The following is a 15,001-nucleotide window of genomic DNA, read 5'->3' as shown; positions in this document are numbered from 1 at the left end:
AGCATTCGCCTGAAACCCATAACAGCGGCTTGTATGCTGGCCATGTCCCCGATTGCCGCGCATGCGCAGGCATTGTCGGTGACGGATGGCCAGACGCATGTGCTGCCCGTCGATACCAACCTGAGCACCAGCGCGGATGCGACGGCGGGCTTCGGCATGCTGGTCCGCAACGCCAACTCGGTCGTCGAGGCCGACGGCCTGACCATCAGCACCAGCGGGCAGGGCGCCGCGGGCATCAAGCTCGAGTCGATGGGCAAAGCCGTCATGACGGGCGGTTCGATCCAGACCACCACGACCGCGGGCAACAGCAGTTCCGCCGCCTACGGCGTGTGGGTGACCGGCAAGGGCCTGGCGGAACTCTACGGAACTTCGGTGTCCACCTCCGGCGCCTTTGCCTATGGCCTGTACGCGTACACGGACCCCGCGCCGGCGCAGGTGGGGATTGTGGCCCACGATGTGACCGTGACCACGACGGGCGCGTCCGCGCACGGCGCGGTGGCGGCGTCCAAGGCGGCGATGGAGCTGGCCCGCGCGACGATCGCGACCACGGGAGACGGCGCTCGCGCGGTCAGCGCGCAACGCGGCACGATCAGCGTATCCGACAGTACGCTGACGACCAGCGGGGCGAACGCGCCCGGCCTGATGATCGCCGGCGACGGCTCCGGCATCGGCTCCAGCGCGACGGTGTCCAACACCCGCGTCGAAACGCGCGGTTCGCTCTCCAGCGGGGTCAAGGTGGAGGGCGCCAGCGCCTTGCAGTTCAGCGGCGGCACGATAGAAACCAAGGCGCTGGACGGCAACGGATCCCTGTCGGCCTTCGGCGTCTGGGTGACCGGCGGCAGCCACGCGGTTCTCGACTCGACGGCCGTGAAGACGGCGGGCGCCTATGCCTACGGTTTGTTTTCGACCTATGCGCCGACGGTGGCCGCGGCAAGCATCGACGCGATAAACACCTCGGTGGAAACCTCGGGCCTGAATGCGCATGGGGTTTTCGCGCACACGAAAAGCGTCGTCAACTTCGCCCTCGGCGATATCAAGACTTCGGGCAACGGCGCCACGGGCGCGCGTGCCGAAGCGGGCGGCGCGCTGCGGATGGACGGGGGCGCGATCACGACCCTGGGCAACAATGCGGCTGGCCTGATGGCCACGGCGAACGCGTCGGGGGTCAAGGCCACGGCCGTCGCGAACAACGTCGATATCGTTACGCACGGAGACGTCGCGGCGGGCGTGGCGGCGTTTCAACAGGGGTCGACAGTGACGCTGACCGGCGGGTCCGTGGAGACCCACGGCGCGAAATCCAACGGCCTGTCCGCGGAAGCGACCGCGACGGTGAATGCCGACGGGACCCGCATTTCGACGCGGGGCGCGACGGCTTATGGCGCCCGGGCGTACTACAACGGCGCCATCAATCTTCAGAACGCCATCGTCGCCACCCATGGCGCGGGCGCCAGCGGCTTGTACGCCAATGCTTCCAGCTCCATCGACGCGACGGAGTCCACGATCACCACCGACGGGCCGGCGGCGGCCGGGGTCGAATTGCTGTCCGCGGGCAGTGTGACGCTGAATCAGACCCGGGTCAGCGCCTCGGGCGCGGGTTCGCAAGGGATCCTCTCGTCATTCGCCGACAACACGGTGAGCATGACCGATAGCGCGGTCCAGGCCGCGGGCAGCGCGCTTGAAGTGGCCGCCGGATCGCTCCAGGCATCGCTGAACCGTTCGGCCCTGATCGGCGTCAATGGCGTGGCGCTGAATGTGATCGGCCGCCTGGACATGGTCGCCGACGACCGGTCCTACATTTCCGGCGCCGCCCTGACGGACCCGGGAACGGGCGTTTCGCACCTGCGTCTGGCCGGCGCGAGCCGATGGGATGTCACGGGGTCTTCCTCGTTGACGTCGCTGTCCAACGCCGCGAGCCACATCGACTTCGCCCCGCCCGCGAATCCCGCCGACGCGGCGCAGTACAAGACCTTGACGGTCGGAAACTACGCCGGGGCTGGCGGCAGCATCGCGCTGAACACGTGGCTGGGAGGTAGCGGTTCGGCTTCCGACAAGGTGGTCATAGACGGCGGGCAGGCCAGCGGCACGACCTCGATTGTCGTGCGCAACACCGGCGGGGGCGGGGCCCTGACGACCGGCGACGGAATCGCTGTCGTCGAGACGGTCAACGGCGGCACCTCCGACGCCGCGTCGTTTTCGCTGGCGGGGCGCGCCGCCGCGGGCGCCTACGAGTATCGGCTTTACCGGGGCGGCAGCGCAAACCCCGATGCGTGGTACTTGCGGTCCAGCCTCGAAACCGACCCCGATCAGGGCGGCGGGGAAACCGGGCGGCCCGCGCCCGAATACCGTGTCGAGGTTCCCTTGAACATGGCGCTTCCCTCGCTGGCGAATCATTTTGGCCTGGCGATGCTGGGCACCTATCACGACCGGAATGGCGAGGACTACGCCGACGCGGCGCCGGCGCAGCCGCACGGGAGATCCGCGTGGGGCCGCGTATTTGGAGAGACGGGCAGCGCCGGCAAGCGCGGCTATGACGCCCTGGTCAGGCAAGGCCCTGCATACGACTACGACATCGCGGGCGTCCAGGTGGGCACGGATCTGTATCGCCGCGAGCAACCTTCCGGCACTCGCGATATCGCCGGCGTATACGTGGGCGCGGCCACCGCATCGGCGGACGTGAGGGCGCCGGCCGAAGGCCGCGCGGGGTCGGCGTCGATGTCGGGCATATCGCTTGGCGGGTATTGGACGCGCAAGAGCGCATCGGGCGCGTACGTCGATGGCGTGGTGCAGGGCACCTATCACCCCGACGTCAAGACCCGTTCCGTCGGGGGAGAGCGCTCCACCTCTCGCGGATATGGCGGCGCCGCGTCGATAGAAGCCGGCTACCCGATCCCCCTGACGGCGCAATGGGCGCTGGAGCCGCAGGCGCAAATGATCTACCAGTATGTATCGCTGGACAGCGCCAAGGACAGTTATGGGCGGGTCAGGTTCGACGACACCCACACTGGCCATGCCCGTGTGGGCGCCCGGCTGACCCATCAGGCCGGCAACCCCAAAGGCGAGGAGGCAACCACATGGCTGCGCGCGAACCTGTGGCAACGATTCGGGGCGAATGGCCGAACCACCTTCTCCAACCTTTCCGGAGAGAACCCGGTGGCGATGGAGACGAAACTCGGCAGCACCTGGGCGCAGGTCGGCGTGGGGGTGTCCGGCCGCGTGTCCAAGCGCGTCAATGTATTCGCCGCGGGTGATTACAATCGCTCCATCGATGGTTATGCCGGGCACGGCGTGAGCGGCCGTCTGGGGGTTCGCGTCGTGTGGTGACGGCGCCGGCCGCTTGAATCCTACAAGGTTGAGTAAGAATGAGAATGTCCTTGCTGTTCGTGGCGGCCGTGGTGGCGGGATGCGCCAGCGGTTCCAGCGATCTGATCACCGAGGCCAAGGTGCAGGCGATCAAGCTGAACGTCACCACCTACGACGAGATGGTCCGCGATTACGGCCCGCCCCGGTCCCAGCAGTTCAACCAGGAAGGGCTGTTGACCGCGACCTGGTTCTATTTCTACGACGGCGCCTACGATGCGATGGACGACCAGCAGAAGCTGACCGTGATCTTCAACAAGGACCGCACCGTGAAGGACTATGCGAACGCTTCGGCGTCCGGGTCCGGAAGCGGGAAGGGCGCGGGCAAGCGCCGCTGAGGCCGGCTTTTCCGGAATTATTCTTCCGCGCGGCCCGTCGCTTCGGCCTGCCCCGCCGCCGCAAGATGTTCCAGCAGCAGTCCGGCGGCCGCCGGCAGGTTTTTTTCGTCGCGCATGCAGACGGCGAAGCGGCGGCGGCTCCATTCGTCCTTCAACGGCAGCACCCGCAATCCGTGGGCCATGGCATACGGCGTGGCCACTTCCATCGGGGCGACGCTGATCGCCAGGCCGGCCAGCACCACGCGGAAGGCGGAGTCGAAATTGCTGACCGTCACCCGGTGCCGCAGGGTCTTGCCGCTCTCGCTGGCGGCGGTTTGCAGCATCCTCAGCACGGCGCCGGCGGCGGGCATGTTGACGTGTTCGTATTCCAGCGCTTCCTCGAACCAGACGGCGTCGCGCCGGGCCAGCGGGTGGTCGGGTCCCGTGACCACGGCCAGGCGGTCGCCGCGGTAGGGGCGGGTGTGCAATCCGTGGAAATCGGCGGCGTCCCAGCAGATGCCCAGGCTGGCAATGCCTTCCTTGACGCCGCGCACCACCTCGTGGCTGACGCGTTCCTCCATGTCCACGCGGATATTCCGATGGGGCGCGGCCTGCAGGAACGCCGCGATGTCCTCGGCGAGGGATTCGGCCAGGACCGAGGCGGTGGCCAGGATGCGCACCTGGCCTTTCACGCCGCTGGCGTAGGCGGCCATATCGCGCTCGATGCGTCCGGAGCTGGCCAGGATGGCGCGCGCGTGTTCGAGCAGCGTTTCCCCGGCCGCGGTGGGTTCCACGCCTCGGCGCTTGCGCGTCAGCAGCTTGGTTCCCACGGTGTCTTCCAGTTGCGCCAGCCGCTTGCTGATGGCCGACCCCACGATGTTGGCATGCCGGCCGGCGCGCGCGATGTTGCCGGTCTCGCACACGGAGATGAACAGGCGCAGCGTTGTGATGTCCAGGTCGCGCATCGCAGTAGGGGCTCTTGATATTCCGGTTTGGAATTTTAAACGTTCCTTAATAGCGCTTGTGGATTGGATGGGAATATCTAAACTGATTGCTCCCAGATCGACCCGACACTGCGATGCCGCCTGATTGTCCAAGCCCCCATCCCGCCGCCGCCATCGTCCGAGAAGTGGGCCTGCGCGACGGCCTGCAAAGCCTGGCGATGGTGCTGCCCACGGCCACCAAGCTCGAATGGATCGACGCGGCCTATGCGGCCGGGCAGCGCGAGATCGAAGTGGGATCTTTCGTGCCCGCCCGACTGCTGCCGCAACTGGCCGATACCGGCGAACTGGTCGCCCACGCGAAGCGCCTGCCCGGCTTGTCGGTTTCGGTGCTCGTGCCCAACCTGAAAGGCGCCGAGCGCGCCCTGGCAAGCGGCGCGGACCTGATGCTGGTGCCGCTCTCGGCCAGCCGTGCCCACAGCGTGGCGAATCTGCGCAAGACTCCGCAAGAGGCGGTCGCCATGGTGCGCGAGATGCGCGCCGCGCGCGATGCCGCCGGTTCGTCCATGCTGATCGAGGGCGGGGTCGGCACCGCCTTCGGCTGCACGCTGCAGGGCGCGGTGCCTCCCGGCGAGGTCCTGCGGCTGGTGGCGGACTTGCTGGAGGCGGGCGCCGACCGCGTGAGCCTGGCCGACACCGTGGGCTACGCCGATCCGGCCGCGGTGCGGCGCCTGTTCGGGCAGGCGCGGCGCATCGCCGGCGACCGTCTTTGCTGCGCGCATTTCCACGATACGCGAGGACTCGGGCTGGCCAATGCGCTGGCGGCGCTGGACAGCGGCGTGGCGCGGTTCGATGCCTGCCTGGCGGGCATCGGGGGCTGTCCGCATGCGCCGGGCGCCAGCGGCAACGTCAGCACCGAAGACCTGGTGTTCATGCTGGAGAGCATGGGCATCGGCACGGGCGTGGACATGGCCCGCCTGCTGGCGCTGCGCGAGGCCGCGGTCCGCTGGCTGCCGGACCAGCCCTTGCATGGCGCGCTGTGGCGCGCCGGCCTGCCCAGAACCTATCCCGCGCCTTCCGGCGCCGCTTGAGCGCGCCGCCGAATTCCATCCGAGCCATTCCATGCCGAATACGCCAGACGCTTCCGTTGTTGCACCCCCCAATGCCTTGCCGCTGGCCGGCCTGCGAGTGGTCGAGTTCACGCACATGGTCATGGGGCCCACCTGCGGGATGGTGCTGGCCGACCTGGGGGCCGAAGTCATCAAGGTCGAGCCGGTAAAAGGCGACCGGACGCGCCACCTGCTGGGCGTGGGCGCGGGTTTTTTCCCCATGTTCAACCGCAACAAGAAGAGCATCGCCCTGGACATCCACACCCCCGCCGGCGCGCAGGCCGCGCGCCGGTTGGCGGCGAGCGCCGACGTCGTGGCCGAGAACTTCCGTCCCGGCACGATGGCCAGGCACGGCCTGGACTACGCGTCCCTGTCCAGGGAGAACCCCGGCCTCATCTATGTGAGCCACAAAGGGTTCCTGCCCGGTCCCTATGCCTTGCGCACCGCGCTGGACGAGGTGGTGCAGATGATGGGCGGGCTGGCCTACATGACGGGGCGCCCGGGCGACCCGGTGCGCGCCGGCACCAGCGTGAACGACATCATGGGCGGCATGTTCGGCGCCATCGGCGCCATGGCCGCGCTGATCCAGCGCGGCATCACCGGCCGGGGCCAGGAGGTGCAGTCGGCGCTGTTCGAAAACAATGTGTTCCTGGTGGGGCAGCACATGCTGCAGTATGCGATCACGGGCCAGCCTTCCGCGCCGATGCCGGACCGCGTATCGGCCTGGGCCCTGTACGACGTGTTCACCGTCAGGGACGGCGAACAGATATTCCTGGCGGCGGTCAGCGACTCGCAATGGCAGGCCTTTTGCGATGCGTTCGGGTTCGGCGATCTGAAGCACGACCCGGCGCTGGCGACGAACAATGACCGCGTGCGCCAGCGGCCCGCCTTGCTGGCCGATCTGCGCGAGCGCCTGGCGCGCTACGGCGCCGCCGAACTGGCAAGCGTGTTCGAGCGTATCGGCCTGCCGTTCGCGCCCATCGTCAAGCCGGAGGAACTGTATGACGATCCGCACCTGCGCGCGACCGGGGGGCTGGCGGACATCCGGCTGCCGGATGGCGAGCGGGCCGGGCAGATGGCGGGCGCGGCCCTGTTCCCCTTGATGATGGACGGCAAGCGCCTCGGGGTCAGGCAGCATCCGCCGGCGCTGGGCGCCGACACCGACGCCTTGCTGGAAAGTCTGGGCTACGCCCCGGACGAGATCGCCGCCCTGCGGGAACAGGGGGCGGCGGCTTGATGGGGCATTGAACCCGCAAGGGGAAGCGCGCGGCAGGTTCGCGCGACATAAAAAACGGAAAGGAGACAAGCATGGACAAGCAAAGCGCGGGTTGGAGCCGCAGGAGGGTGCTGGGCGCGTTCGGAGCCGCGATGCTGGCCGCGCCGGGCCTGCCGCGGGCACAGGGCGACCGGCCCGTGAAATTCATCCTGCCGGTCGGGGTGGGATCCGGCGTGGACACGATCACCCGCTCGGCGGGGCCGGCCCTGTCGGCCGCCCTGGGCCATACCGTGGTCGTCGAGAACCAGCCCGGCGCGGGCGGCATCGTCGGCACGTCGGCGCTGGTGCGTTCGCCGCCCGACGGCTATACGCTCGCCATGCTGTCGAACAATCACGTCATTTTCCCCAGCGTGTACAAATCGTTGCCGTTCGATCCGCTGGCGGACATCACGCCGATCAGCATGGTGGGGATGACGCCCTTCCTGCTGGTGGCGAATCCGCAGAAGATCCAGGCGAACGGCATCCAGGAACTGACCGCGCTGTTGCGGCGCCAGCCCGGCCGCTATAACTACGCGTCCTCGGGCAACGGCACCGTCCTGCACCTGGCCGCCGAGATGTACGTGCAGCAGGCGGGCGTGAAAGCCAGGCATATTCCATACAAGGGCGTCGGGCCGATGATGGCGGACCTGATGAGCGGACAGGTCGATTTCGGGGTCCTGTCGCTGCCTTCGGTGCTGCCGCAGGTGCAGGGCGGCGCGCTGAAGGCGCTGGGCGCCTGCGGCGGCGAGCGCATGGCGGCGCTGCCGGATTTGCCCACCCTGCGGGAACAGGGGCTGCCGGATTACGAGATAGGGGGATGGTTTGCCGCGGCGGGCCCGGCCAAGCTGCCCGCCGCCGACGTGCGCCGCGTCTATGGCGCGCTGGACCGCGCATTCAACTCGCCGGAGGTCAGGCAGGCCATGGCGGTCCAGAACAACAAGATCGTGCTGATGCCGCCGGAGCAGACCGTGGCGTACTTCCGCGCGGAAATGGCGAAATACGCGACGGTCGTCAAAGGGGCTGGGTTGGAACCGATGTAGCGCGCAGCCTCAGCTACCGTCCTGCTCCGCCGCGCGCAGGATGCCGTACAGCTTGTCCTTCAGTTGCAGCTTTTCCTTCTTCAGCACTTCGACCTGGTTGCCGGAGGCCGGCTGGATGCCGGCCTCCATATTCTTGATTTCCTGGTCCAGGTCGTTGTGACGCTGGAACAGCGCGGAGAAGTGCGCGTTTTCGGATTTCAGACGGGTGATGAGTTGGCGGTATTCAGGGAACATAAGGGCCTCTTGAAAGAACCGGTTGGCGGGTACTGCGAAAGCGCTGTGAGCCTGATGATCCTTGTGTCTTCGGTTCCATGACACGCCAACGTCGAGCCGTTGTCAACCGTCCGCCCGGACGGCGCCGGCCAGCGCGTTGATGCGGCGCAAACAGACGCGGCGGCCGAATTCCCACTCCAAGTGATTTTGTCCTGTTTGGTCACGAGTGATTACATGGGGATTCTGGCCCGGGGATACACTCGCTTCCCCGTGGTCAGCCATAAAAGTGACATGAAACAGCGCGCGCCCATCTATCGGCAGGTTTTCGATCTCTTCAAGCAGGACGGGCGCATCCGCCCGGGCACGGGGATGATCAGCGGCGTGATCGCGCTGTTCCTGGCGATCCTTGCCGTGCTGGGCGTGCTGGCCTTCCATTTCCCGGCGTACCTGACGACCCCGGAACTGCGCAGCTTCTATTCCGTGGACGCGATGCGGGCCCTGCTGTTCGGCGCGCTGCTGGCCTCAGGCACGATTGCGCTGGCCAATACGGTCCTGGGCCGCCAGCGCTGGCTGAACATCGCGGCCTTCGTGCTGGTGTGCGGCGCGGTCGCCGCGGGCGGCAGCAACGTGGTGGTGACCACGTCCAACACGGGCAATCATCCCTACCTGGGACTGGACTGGTTCATCCTGGACCTGCTGGCTTCCAGCACCGTGTTCATCATTTTCGAGAAGCTGTTCCCGCTGTATCCCGGCCAGCCGGTGTTCCGCATGGACTGGCAGGTGGACATGAAGCACTTCCTGTTCAACCACCTGTCGGTGGGGGCGGTGCTGCTGTGCATCAATTTCTTCGTGCACCGGCTGTTCTCCTGGGCGGCCTACGAACCCCTGCAACAGGCGATCGTGTCGCTGCCCTACCTGGCGGAACTGTTCCTGGCCGTGCTGGTGGCGGACCTGGTGCAATATGCGGCGCATCGCGCCTATCACGAGGTGCCGTTCCTGTGGCGCATCCACGCCGTGCACCACAGCACGCGCACGCTGGACTGGCTGGCCGGTTCGCGCCTGCACATCGTCGAACTGCTGATCACCCGCGTGGCGGTGCTGGGCGTGCTGTTCGCGCTGGGCTTTTCGAAATCGGTGCTCGACGCCTACATCATCATCGTCGGTTTCCAGGCGGTGCTGATCCATTCCAACGTGAAGCTGCCCTGGGGCTGGCTGCGCTACGTGATCGTGACGCCGGATTTCCACCACTGGCACCATTCGTCGGACACCGAGGCGATCGACAGGAACTACGCCGCCCACCTGTCGTTCATCGACTACCTGTTCGGCACCGCGGTGCGCGGCGTGCGCAACCGCCTGCCCGAGCACTACGGCATCCTGGACAACGACATGCCGGGCACCTTCCTGGCGCAGCAGGCCTATCCGTTCGCCCGCAAGAAATAGCGCGGCGGGCATCGCGCATCGGCATTCCTGATGACGTCCTGGGCCTTGCCGCAGCTTTCGATCAGCGGCATGGCGGCGTCGTCCGGATCGCTCATCCCGCCCGGTAGGCACGGAAAACGGGTTTCTGCGTCCCACTCGTCGGACGATGCGCGTCCGGGCTATTCCGGGACGGGACGCCCCGGGCGCCTCTGCGCATCGTGTTCGCGCCGGGCAATCTCCCGGTACTCCGTGCTCATGAAATCCAGCAAGTCCCGCACCCCGGGCAGCAGGCCCCGGCGGGACGGGAAGATGGCATGGACGCTGCCGGGCTCGGGCTGCCAGGGGGCGCCCACGTCCACCAGCGCGCCGGCTTCCAGCTCATCGCGGATCATCAGGAGCGGCAGGGCGACCACCCCCACGCCGCGCAGCGCCGCCTGCTTCAAGGCCAGCATGTCGTCCGTGACCAGGCGCGGGGTGAACGGCACGACCTGGCGCGAACCGTCGGGCCCTTCCAGGTGCCAATGCGATTCGCGCTGCTCGGTGCCCAGCGCCAGCGTGGGCTGCCGGCTCAGGGCCTGCGGGTCGGCCAGCAGCGCGATGCTCCGCGCCAGGACCGGGCTGGCCACCAGGCGCTGGCAGCTCATCCCCAAGGGTTTCATGACGAGGTCGCTGCTTTCGATGGGGCCGAAGCGCACGCGCACGGCGATGTCGAAGCCTTCGCGCAGCACGTCCACCGGGCGGCTGAAGCTCTTCAGGTACACGTGGACCTTGGGACACTGGACCATGAAGCGGGCGACCAGGTCGCCCAGGAAGTAGTAGATCAGCGCGGGCGGCGCGCTCATGCGGATCGTGCCCTGCGGTTCGGCGCGGGTGCGGTCGATGACCTCCTGGGCGGCCTCCGCGCCCGCCAGCATCGACAGGCATTGTTCGAAGTACTCCTGGCCCAGTTCGGTGACGGCAAAGCTGCGCGTGGAACGCTGGATGAGCCGCACCCCCAGCCGGTCTTCGAGCAGCGCGATGCGCCGGCTGAGGCGGGACTTGGGGATGTCCAGGGCGCGGCCGGCCGGGGCGAATCCGCCATTTTTGACGACCTGGACGAAGTAGTAGAGATCATTCAAGTCGTGCATGCCGGCTCCTGGTCGTTCTGAAAATGGGACATCAGGGCGAGCATATAACGGTCGTCGCCGTATTGTGTGCGCGAATGGGTCGAATAGTCCCCTCGCGCCCCGTGCAACGGAGACGGTTTTCCCTTTACATTCGGGTATTTCCAGGAGCCTCCATGCCAGCTTCCGACCCCGCGGCGCTCGCCCGCGACATCAAGGCGGCGCAGGACCACGCCGCTTCCATCGCCCCGGTCTCCGCCAGGTTCCCGCGCTTCGGCCTGGACGCGGCCTACGAGGTTGCCGCGCGGATCCACCGGGCGCGGCTGGCGGAAGGCGCGCAGGCCGTCGGCCGGAAGATCGGGTTCACCAATCCGGCGATGTGGGCGGCGCTGGGCGTGGATTTCCCGGTATGGGGCCGCGTCTATGCGCATACGCTCTTCCAGGACGACGGCGGCGAGTTCCGCTGCCGGCTGGACCGCTACGTCGAACCGCGCATCGAGCCGGAAATCGTGCTGCATTTCGGCGCCGCGCCGCCGCGGACGGACGATCCGGCGCGCATCCTGGACTGCGTGGACTGGATCGCCCACGGCTTCGAACTGGTGCAGTCGCATTACCCGGCCTGGCAGTTTCAGGCGGCCGATACCGTGGCGGACAACGCCTTGCACGCGGCGCTGTTCGTCGGCCCGCGGCTGGAGCCGGCCGATCTCGGGCCGGGCCTGACCCGGCCGGGCCTGACCTGGCCGAGCTTGGCCGACAGGCTGGCGCGCTTCCAGGTGGAACTGTCGTGCAATGGCGTCCTTCGCGAGACGGGCTGCGGCGCCAACGTGCTGGGCAGCCCGCTGGCGGCCGTGGCCCATCTGCTGGCGGCGCTGGCCGACCGTCCCGCGGACGAGGCGATCCAGGCGGGCGAACTCGTCACCACGGGCACGCTGACCCGCGCCTATCCCGTGCACCCGGGCGAGACGTGGAGCACCGCGCTGGACGGCATCGGCCTGCCGGGAATGCGGATCGCGTTCGAGGAATGACGCTGCGCGCCGGGAACGTGCCCTCCGGGATGCCTGGCGGGCGCTTCAGGCCGCCGCCAAGGCGGTCTCGTCCTTCCAGCGCTGCTTGTCGCGCAGGGGGGGCGCCCCGAACAGGCGGCTGTATTCCCGGCTGAACTGGGACGAGCTTTCATAGCCCACGGCGTGCGCCGCCAGCGCGACCCCGGCGTCGTCGGTCAGCATGAGCCGCCGCGCCTCCTGCAGGCGCAGGTGTTTCTGGTATTGCAGCGGGCTCATGGCGGTGGCCTGCTTGAAATGATGGTGCAGCGACGACACGCTCATGTGCACGTCGCGCGCGATTTCCTCGACCCGCAACGGCTGCGCGTAGTTGTCCCGCAGGATGCGGATGGCCTTGGCCACCCTGTTGAGCTGGCTGTCCTGCAGCACCGACTGGCGCAGCACCACGCCCTGGCCGTTCATCAGCAGGCGGTACAGCAGTTCGCGCTTGACCATGGGCGCAAGAATGGGGATGTCTCGCGGCGTGTCCAGCAGACGCAGCAGGCGCAGCACCGCGTCCAGCAGCGAGCCGCCCAGCGGGTTCACGCTGAGGGCGCGCGAGGCCTCGGCCGGCACCAGCGGGGGCAGGTTCTCGTCGCTGATCAGTTCCGTGATTTCCTCGGCGTTGAGGTCCAGCCGCAGTCCCAGATAGGGCAGGGCCGGACTGGCCACCGATACCTTGGCCACCACCGGCAGGTCGACCGAAGAAATCAGGTAGTGGAAGGGGTCGTACTCGAACGCCTCGTCCCCGATGAGCAGGCGCTTGGAGCCTTGCGCGATGACCGCCAGCGCGGCCCGCTGCAGCCCGGGCTTGGCGCCGGTGGGTTGCGACAGGCGGTGCAGGAACAGGCCTTCGATGGGGGTGTCCAGCGACCCTTCCAGGTCGCCGGTCATGCGTTCCAGCGTGCAGAGCAGTTCGCGCCGCGCCGGCTCGTATTCGACGGCGGCCGGCGGGCGGGCGCGATCGGCGGGAAGTGCGGTGGTCAGTGGCATGGGGAGGACTCCGGTGGCGCGCCGTTCGGCGCGGGAGCCGGCGGGGCAGCAGAGGATTAGGCGATTGCCAGTGTAGGCCCAAGTCGGGCGTCCTGGCTGCGGGCGCGGCGGGGCGTGGAGGAATGGGCAAAAAATTCGGAGGAATGAGCGTCCCCGGGCCGGTGGCGGGACATTGCCGGAGAATCAGGCAAAAAAAGGGCAGTATCGAGCAGCGCCGGCGTCCGCTCCGCGACGCATACTGCTCCGATACCGGCAGGCAGACCGCCCGCCGCGTCCCTGGAAGGAGCCCACCATGCGGTACAAGAAATTCGGAAGCACCGGCCTGTTCGTATCGGAACTGTGCCTGGGAACCATGACCTTCGGCGGCGAGGGCGAGTTGTGGAGCAAGATCGGCAGCCTGCAGCAGGAAGACGCCAACCGGCTGGTCGGCCGGGCGCTGGACGCCGGGGTCAATTTCATCGACACGGCCGACGTCTATTCCGAGGGCCGTTCGGAGATCATCACGGGCCAGGCGCTGCGCGACCTGAAAGTGGCGCGCGACGACGTGGTCATCGCCACCAAGGTCTTCGGCCAGACGGGCGCCGGCGTCAACGCCCGCGGCAATTCGCGCGCGCACATCATGGACGGCGTCAAGAAGAGCCTGTCGCGCCTGCAACTGGACCACATCGACCTCTACCAGATCCACGGCTTCGATCCCGCGACGCCGGTCGAGGAAACGGTCAGGGCGCTGGACAATCTGGTGCAGCACGGCCATGTCCGCTACGTCGGCGTGTCCAACTGGGCAGCCTGGCAGATCATGAAGGCGCTGGGCATCGCCGAGCGCCTGGGGCTGGCGCGCTTCGAATCGCTTCAGGCCTATTACACGATCGCGGGCCGCGACCTGGAACGCGAGATCGTGCCCCTGCTGCAAAGCGAGGGCGTCGGGCTGATGGTCTGGAGCCCGCTGGCCGGCGGCCTGCTCAGCGGCAAGTACGGCCGCGGCGGCCAGGCCGAGGCCGGCAGCCGCCGAGCCGTGTTCGATTTCCCGCCGGTGGACCAGGACCGCGCCTATGACAGCATCGACGCCTTGAGGTCGATCGCCGACGCGCGCGGCGTGTCCGTGGCGCAGGTGGCGCTGGCCTGGCTGCTGCACCAGCGGGCGGTGACCAGCGTCATCATCGGCGCCAAGCGCGTGGATCAGTTGGACGACAATCTGGCCGCCACCGGCATCCGGCTGACGGAAGACGAACTGGCCGCGCTCGACGAGGTCAGCGCCCTGCCGCCGGAGTACCCGGGCTGGATGCACGCGCGCCAGGGCGAATACCGCCGCAAGCAGTTGAGCGAATCGGACGGGGCGTAAGCCCGTCCCGGGGGGATGGCCCGCGCCGAAGACTAGAATGTCAGGCTCATCGCAGTGAGCGAGTTCTTGTCTTCGAGAGTCCAGCGTGGCCATTCCCTTTCTTCGCCGGCTGACGGCGGTGAGCCGCAGCCCGCAGGCCAACCGGCAGTTGGCCTACTTCCTGACCTTTACCGCCGGCGCGGTCAATGCCGGCGGCTTCCTGGCCGTCCAGCAGTACACGTCGCACATGTCCGGCATCGTCTCGATGATGGCCGACCACATGGCGCTGGGCGGGGTGGTGGTGGTCCTGCAGGGCCTGGCGGCGCTGCTGTCCTTTCTGGCCGGCGCGGCAAGCTCGGCCTTCCTGATCAACTTCGGGCGCCGTTCGCGGCTGGCCAGCGAATACGCGCTGCCGCTGCTGTACGAAGCCGTGCTGCTGCTGGGGTTCGGCCTGCTGGGCGCCAACCTGGAAACCCTGCGCTGGTTCTACGTGCCGGGCACCGTCATGCTGCTTTGCTACATCATGGGCCTGCAGAACGCGATGATCACCAAGGTCTCGCGGTCCGAGATCCGCACCACGCACATTACGGGCATGGTGACGGACATCGGAATCGAACTGGGCAAGCTGTTCTACTGGAACCTGGCCAGGGCCGACGCGCAGGCGCCGTCGCCCGTGCGCGCGGACCGCGGCAAGCTCACCGTGCTGAGCCTGCTGGTCGCGCTGTTCTTCGCCGGAGGCGTGACGGGCGCCTATTCCTTCTTCCATTTCGGGTTCGGCTCGACCCTGCCGCTGGCGCTGATGCTGATGCTGTTGGCGGCGGTGCCCGTCGTGGACGACATCCGCGGCTTCCTGCGGCGCATTTGGCGCGCCGCCCTGGCGCGGCGAACTACAATGC

The 15,001-nt window shown here is 67.9% G+C and carries 12 protein-coding genes and 1 pseudogene; 9 read left to right on the top strand and 4 right to left on the bottom strand.

Annotation, left to right across the window (positions count from 1 at the left end; genetic code table 11):
• The first annotated feature begins 42 nt into the window (after positions 1-42).
• Both AVE30378_RS14815 and AVE30378_RS14810 read left to right on the top strand, forming a co-directional pair.
• Positions 43-3,321 (top strand): autotransporter family protein, encoded by a 3,279-nt coding sequence (locus AVE30378_RS14815; RefSeq protein ID WP_165360192.1) that lies wholly within the window; start codon positions 43-45, stop codon positions 3,319-3,321.
• A gap of 44 nt (positions 3,322-3,365) precedes the next feature.
• Complete coding sequence (locus AVE30378_RS14810; RefSeq protein ID WP_244235051.1) at positions 3,366-3,695, top strand: hypothetical protein; 330 nt, start codon at positions 3,366-3,368, stop codon at positions 3,693-3,695.
• 17 nt (positions 3,696-3,712) lie between these two features.
• Here AVE30378_RS14810 and AVE30378_RS14805 read toward each other — a convergent pair whose 3' ends face one another.
• Positions 3,713-4,639 carry a LysR family transcriptional regulator gene (locus AVE30378_RS14805; protein ID WP_129241639.1) on the bottom strand — a complete coding sequence of 309 codons (927 nt, stop codon included), beginning with the start codon at positions 4,637-4,639 and terminating at the stop codon, positions 3,713-3,715.
• A 113-nt stretch (positions 4,640-4,752) separates the two neighbouring features.
• Here AVE30378_RS14805 and AVE30378_RS14800 point away from each other — a divergent pair, with 113 nt between their 5' ends.
• From AVE30378_RS14800 to AVE30378_RS14790, 3 genes are all read left to right on the top strand, one after another.
• Positions 4,753-5,706, top strand: coding sequence for a hydroxymethylglutaryl-CoA lyase (locus tag AVE30378_RS14800; RefSeq protein WP_129241638.1), 954 nt, complete (start codon positions 4,753-4,755; stop codon positions 5,704-5,706).
• 31 nt (positions 5,707-5,737) lie between these two features.
• A complete protein-coding gene (locus AVE30378_RS14795) occupies positions 5,738-6,961 on the top strand; it encodes a CaiB/BaiF CoA transferase family protein (RefSeq protein ID WP_129241637.1) in 1,224 nt (407 codons plus the stop codon).
• Between the two features lie 71 nt (positions 6,962-7,032).
• Positions 7,033-8,019, top strand: coding sequence for a Bug family tripartite tricarboxylate transporter substrate binding protein (locus tag AVE30378_RS14790; protein ID WP_129241636.1), 987 nt, complete (start codon positions 7,033-7,035; stop codon positions 8,017-8,019).
• A gap of 9 nt (positions 8,020-8,028) precedes the next feature.
• On the opposite strand, the gene AVE30378_RS14785 is transcribed toward AVE30378_RS14790, so the two are convergent.
• Entirely contained in the window at positions 8,029-8,253 is a 225-nt protein-coding gene (locus AVE30378_RS14785; RefSeq protein WP_129241635.1) for an HP1242/YdcH family protein, read from the bottom strand.
• Positions 8,254-8,523: 270 nt separating this feature from the next.
• On the opposite strand from AVE30378_RS14785, the gene AVE30378_RS14780 reads away from it, so the two are divergent.
• Positions 8,524-9,672, top strand: coding sequence for a sterol desaturase family protein (locus tag AVE30378_RS14780; RefSeq protein ID WP_129241634.1), 1,149 nt, complete (start codon positions 8,524-8,526; stop codon positions 9,670-9,672).
• A 158-nt stretch (positions 9,673-9,830) separates the two neighbouring features.
• Here the strand turns inward: AVE30378_RS14780 and AVE30378_RS14775 are convergent, their stop codons facing one another.
• Positions 9,831-10,778 (bottom strand): LysR substrate-binding domain-containing protein, encoded by a 948-nt coding sequence (locus AVE30378_RS14775; RefSeq protein ID WP_129241633.1) that lies wholly within the window; start codon positions 10,776-10,778, stop codon positions 9,831-9,833.
• Positions 10,779-10,930: 152 nt separating this feature from the next.
• On the opposite strand from AVE30378_RS14775, the gene AVE30378_RS14770 reads away from it, so the two are divergent.
• Positions 10,931-11,779, top strand: a complete 849-nt coding sequence (locus AVE30378_RS14770) for a 2-keto-4-pentenoate hydratase (protein ID WP_129241632.1) — start codon at positions 10,931-10,933, stop codon at positions 11,777-11,779.
• A 45-nt stretch (positions 11,780-11,824) separates the two neighbouring features.
• Here the strand turns inward: AVE30378_RS14770 and AVE30378_RS14765 are convergent, their stop codons facing one another.
• Positions 11,825-12,787 carry an AraC family transcriptional regulator gene (locus tag AVE30378_RS14765; protein WP_129241631.1) on the bottom strand — a complete coding sequence of 321 codons (963 nt, stop codon included), beginning with the start codon at positions 12,785-12,787 and terminating at the stop codon, positions 11,825-11,827.
• 292 nt (positions 12,788-13,079) lie between these two features.
• Between AVE30378_RS14765 and AVE30378_RS14760 the strand changes: the two genes are divergently transcribed.
• On the top strand, positions 13,080-14,126 hold the full coding sequence (locus AVE30378_RS14760; protein ID WP_129241630.1) for an aldo/keto reductase: 1,047 nt from the start codon (positions 13,080-13,082) through the stop codon (positions 14,124-14,126).
• Positions 14,127-14,211: 85 nt separating this feature from the next.
• Positions 14,212-14,991: pseudogene (locus tag AVE30378_RS14755) on the top strand (YoaK family protein); the annotation flags it as partial.
• Positions 14,992-15,001: the final 10 nt, after the last annotated feature.

The organism is Achromobacter veterisilvae (assembly GCF_900496975.1).
Taxonomy (GTDB): Bacteria; Pseudomonadota; Gammaproteobacteria; order Burkholderiales; family Burkholderiaceae_B; genus Achromobacter; species Achromobacter veterisilvae.
Note: the sequence above shows the minus strand (reverse complement) of the source record. Positions and strands in the feature narration are given on the sequence as shown.

What these genes read in the sequence shown, in the direction of transcription:
- AVE30378_RS14815 (WP_165360192.1), top strand. Translation starts at nt 43, where the DNA reads ATGTCCCCGATTGCCGCGCATGCGCAGGCATTGTCGGTGACGGATGGC.
- AVE30378_RS14810 (WP_244235051.1), top strand. Translation starts at nt 3,366, where the DNA reads ATGTCCTTGCTGTTCGTGGCGGCCGTGGTGGCGGGATGCGCCAGCGGT.
- AVE30378_RS14805 (WP_129241639.1), bottom strand. Translation starts at nt 4,639, where the DNA reads ATGCGCGACCTGGACATCACAACGCTGCGCCTGTTCATCTCCGTGTGC.
- AVE30378_RS14800 (WP_129241638.1), top strand. Translation starts at nt 4,753, where the DNA reads ATGCCGCCTGATTGTCCAAGCCCCCATCCCGCCGCCGCCATCGTCCGA.
- AVE30378_RS14795 (WP_129241637.1), top strand. Translation starts at nt 5,738, where the DNA reads ATGCCGAATACGCCAGACGCTTCCGTTGTTGCACCCCCCAATGCCTTG.
- AVE30378_RS14790 (WP_129241636.1), top strand. Translation starts at nt 7,033, where the DNA reads ATGGACAAGCAAAGCGCGGGTTGGAGCCGCAGGAGGGTGCTGGGCGCG.
- AVE30378_RS14785 (WP_129241635.1), bottom strand. Translation starts at nt 8,253, where the DNA reads ATGTTCCCTGAATACCGCCAACTCATCACCCGTCTGAAATCCGAAAAC.
- AVE30378_RS14780 (WP_129241634.1), top strand. Translation starts at nt 8,524, where the DNA reads ATGAAACAGCGCGCGCCCATCTATCGGCAGGTTTTCGATCTCTTCAAG.
- AVE30378_RS14775 (WP_129241633.1), bottom strand. Translation starts at nt 10,778, where the DNA reads ATGCACGACTTGAATGATCTCTACTACTTCGTCCAGGTCGTCAAAAAT.
- AVE30378_RS14770 (WP_129241632.1), top strand. Translation starts at nt 10,931, where the DNA reads ATGCCAGCTTCCGACCCCGCGGCGCTCGCCCGCGACATCAAGGCGGCG.
- AVE30378_RS14765 (WP_129241631.1), bottom strand. Translation starts at nt 12,787, where the DNA reads ATGCCACTGACCACCGCACTTCCCGCCGATCGCGCCCGCCCGCCGGCC.
- AVE30378_RS14760 (WP_129241630.1), top strand. Translation starts at nt 13,080, where the DNA reads ATGCGGTACAAGAAATTCGGAAGCACCGGCCTGTTCGTATCGGAACTG.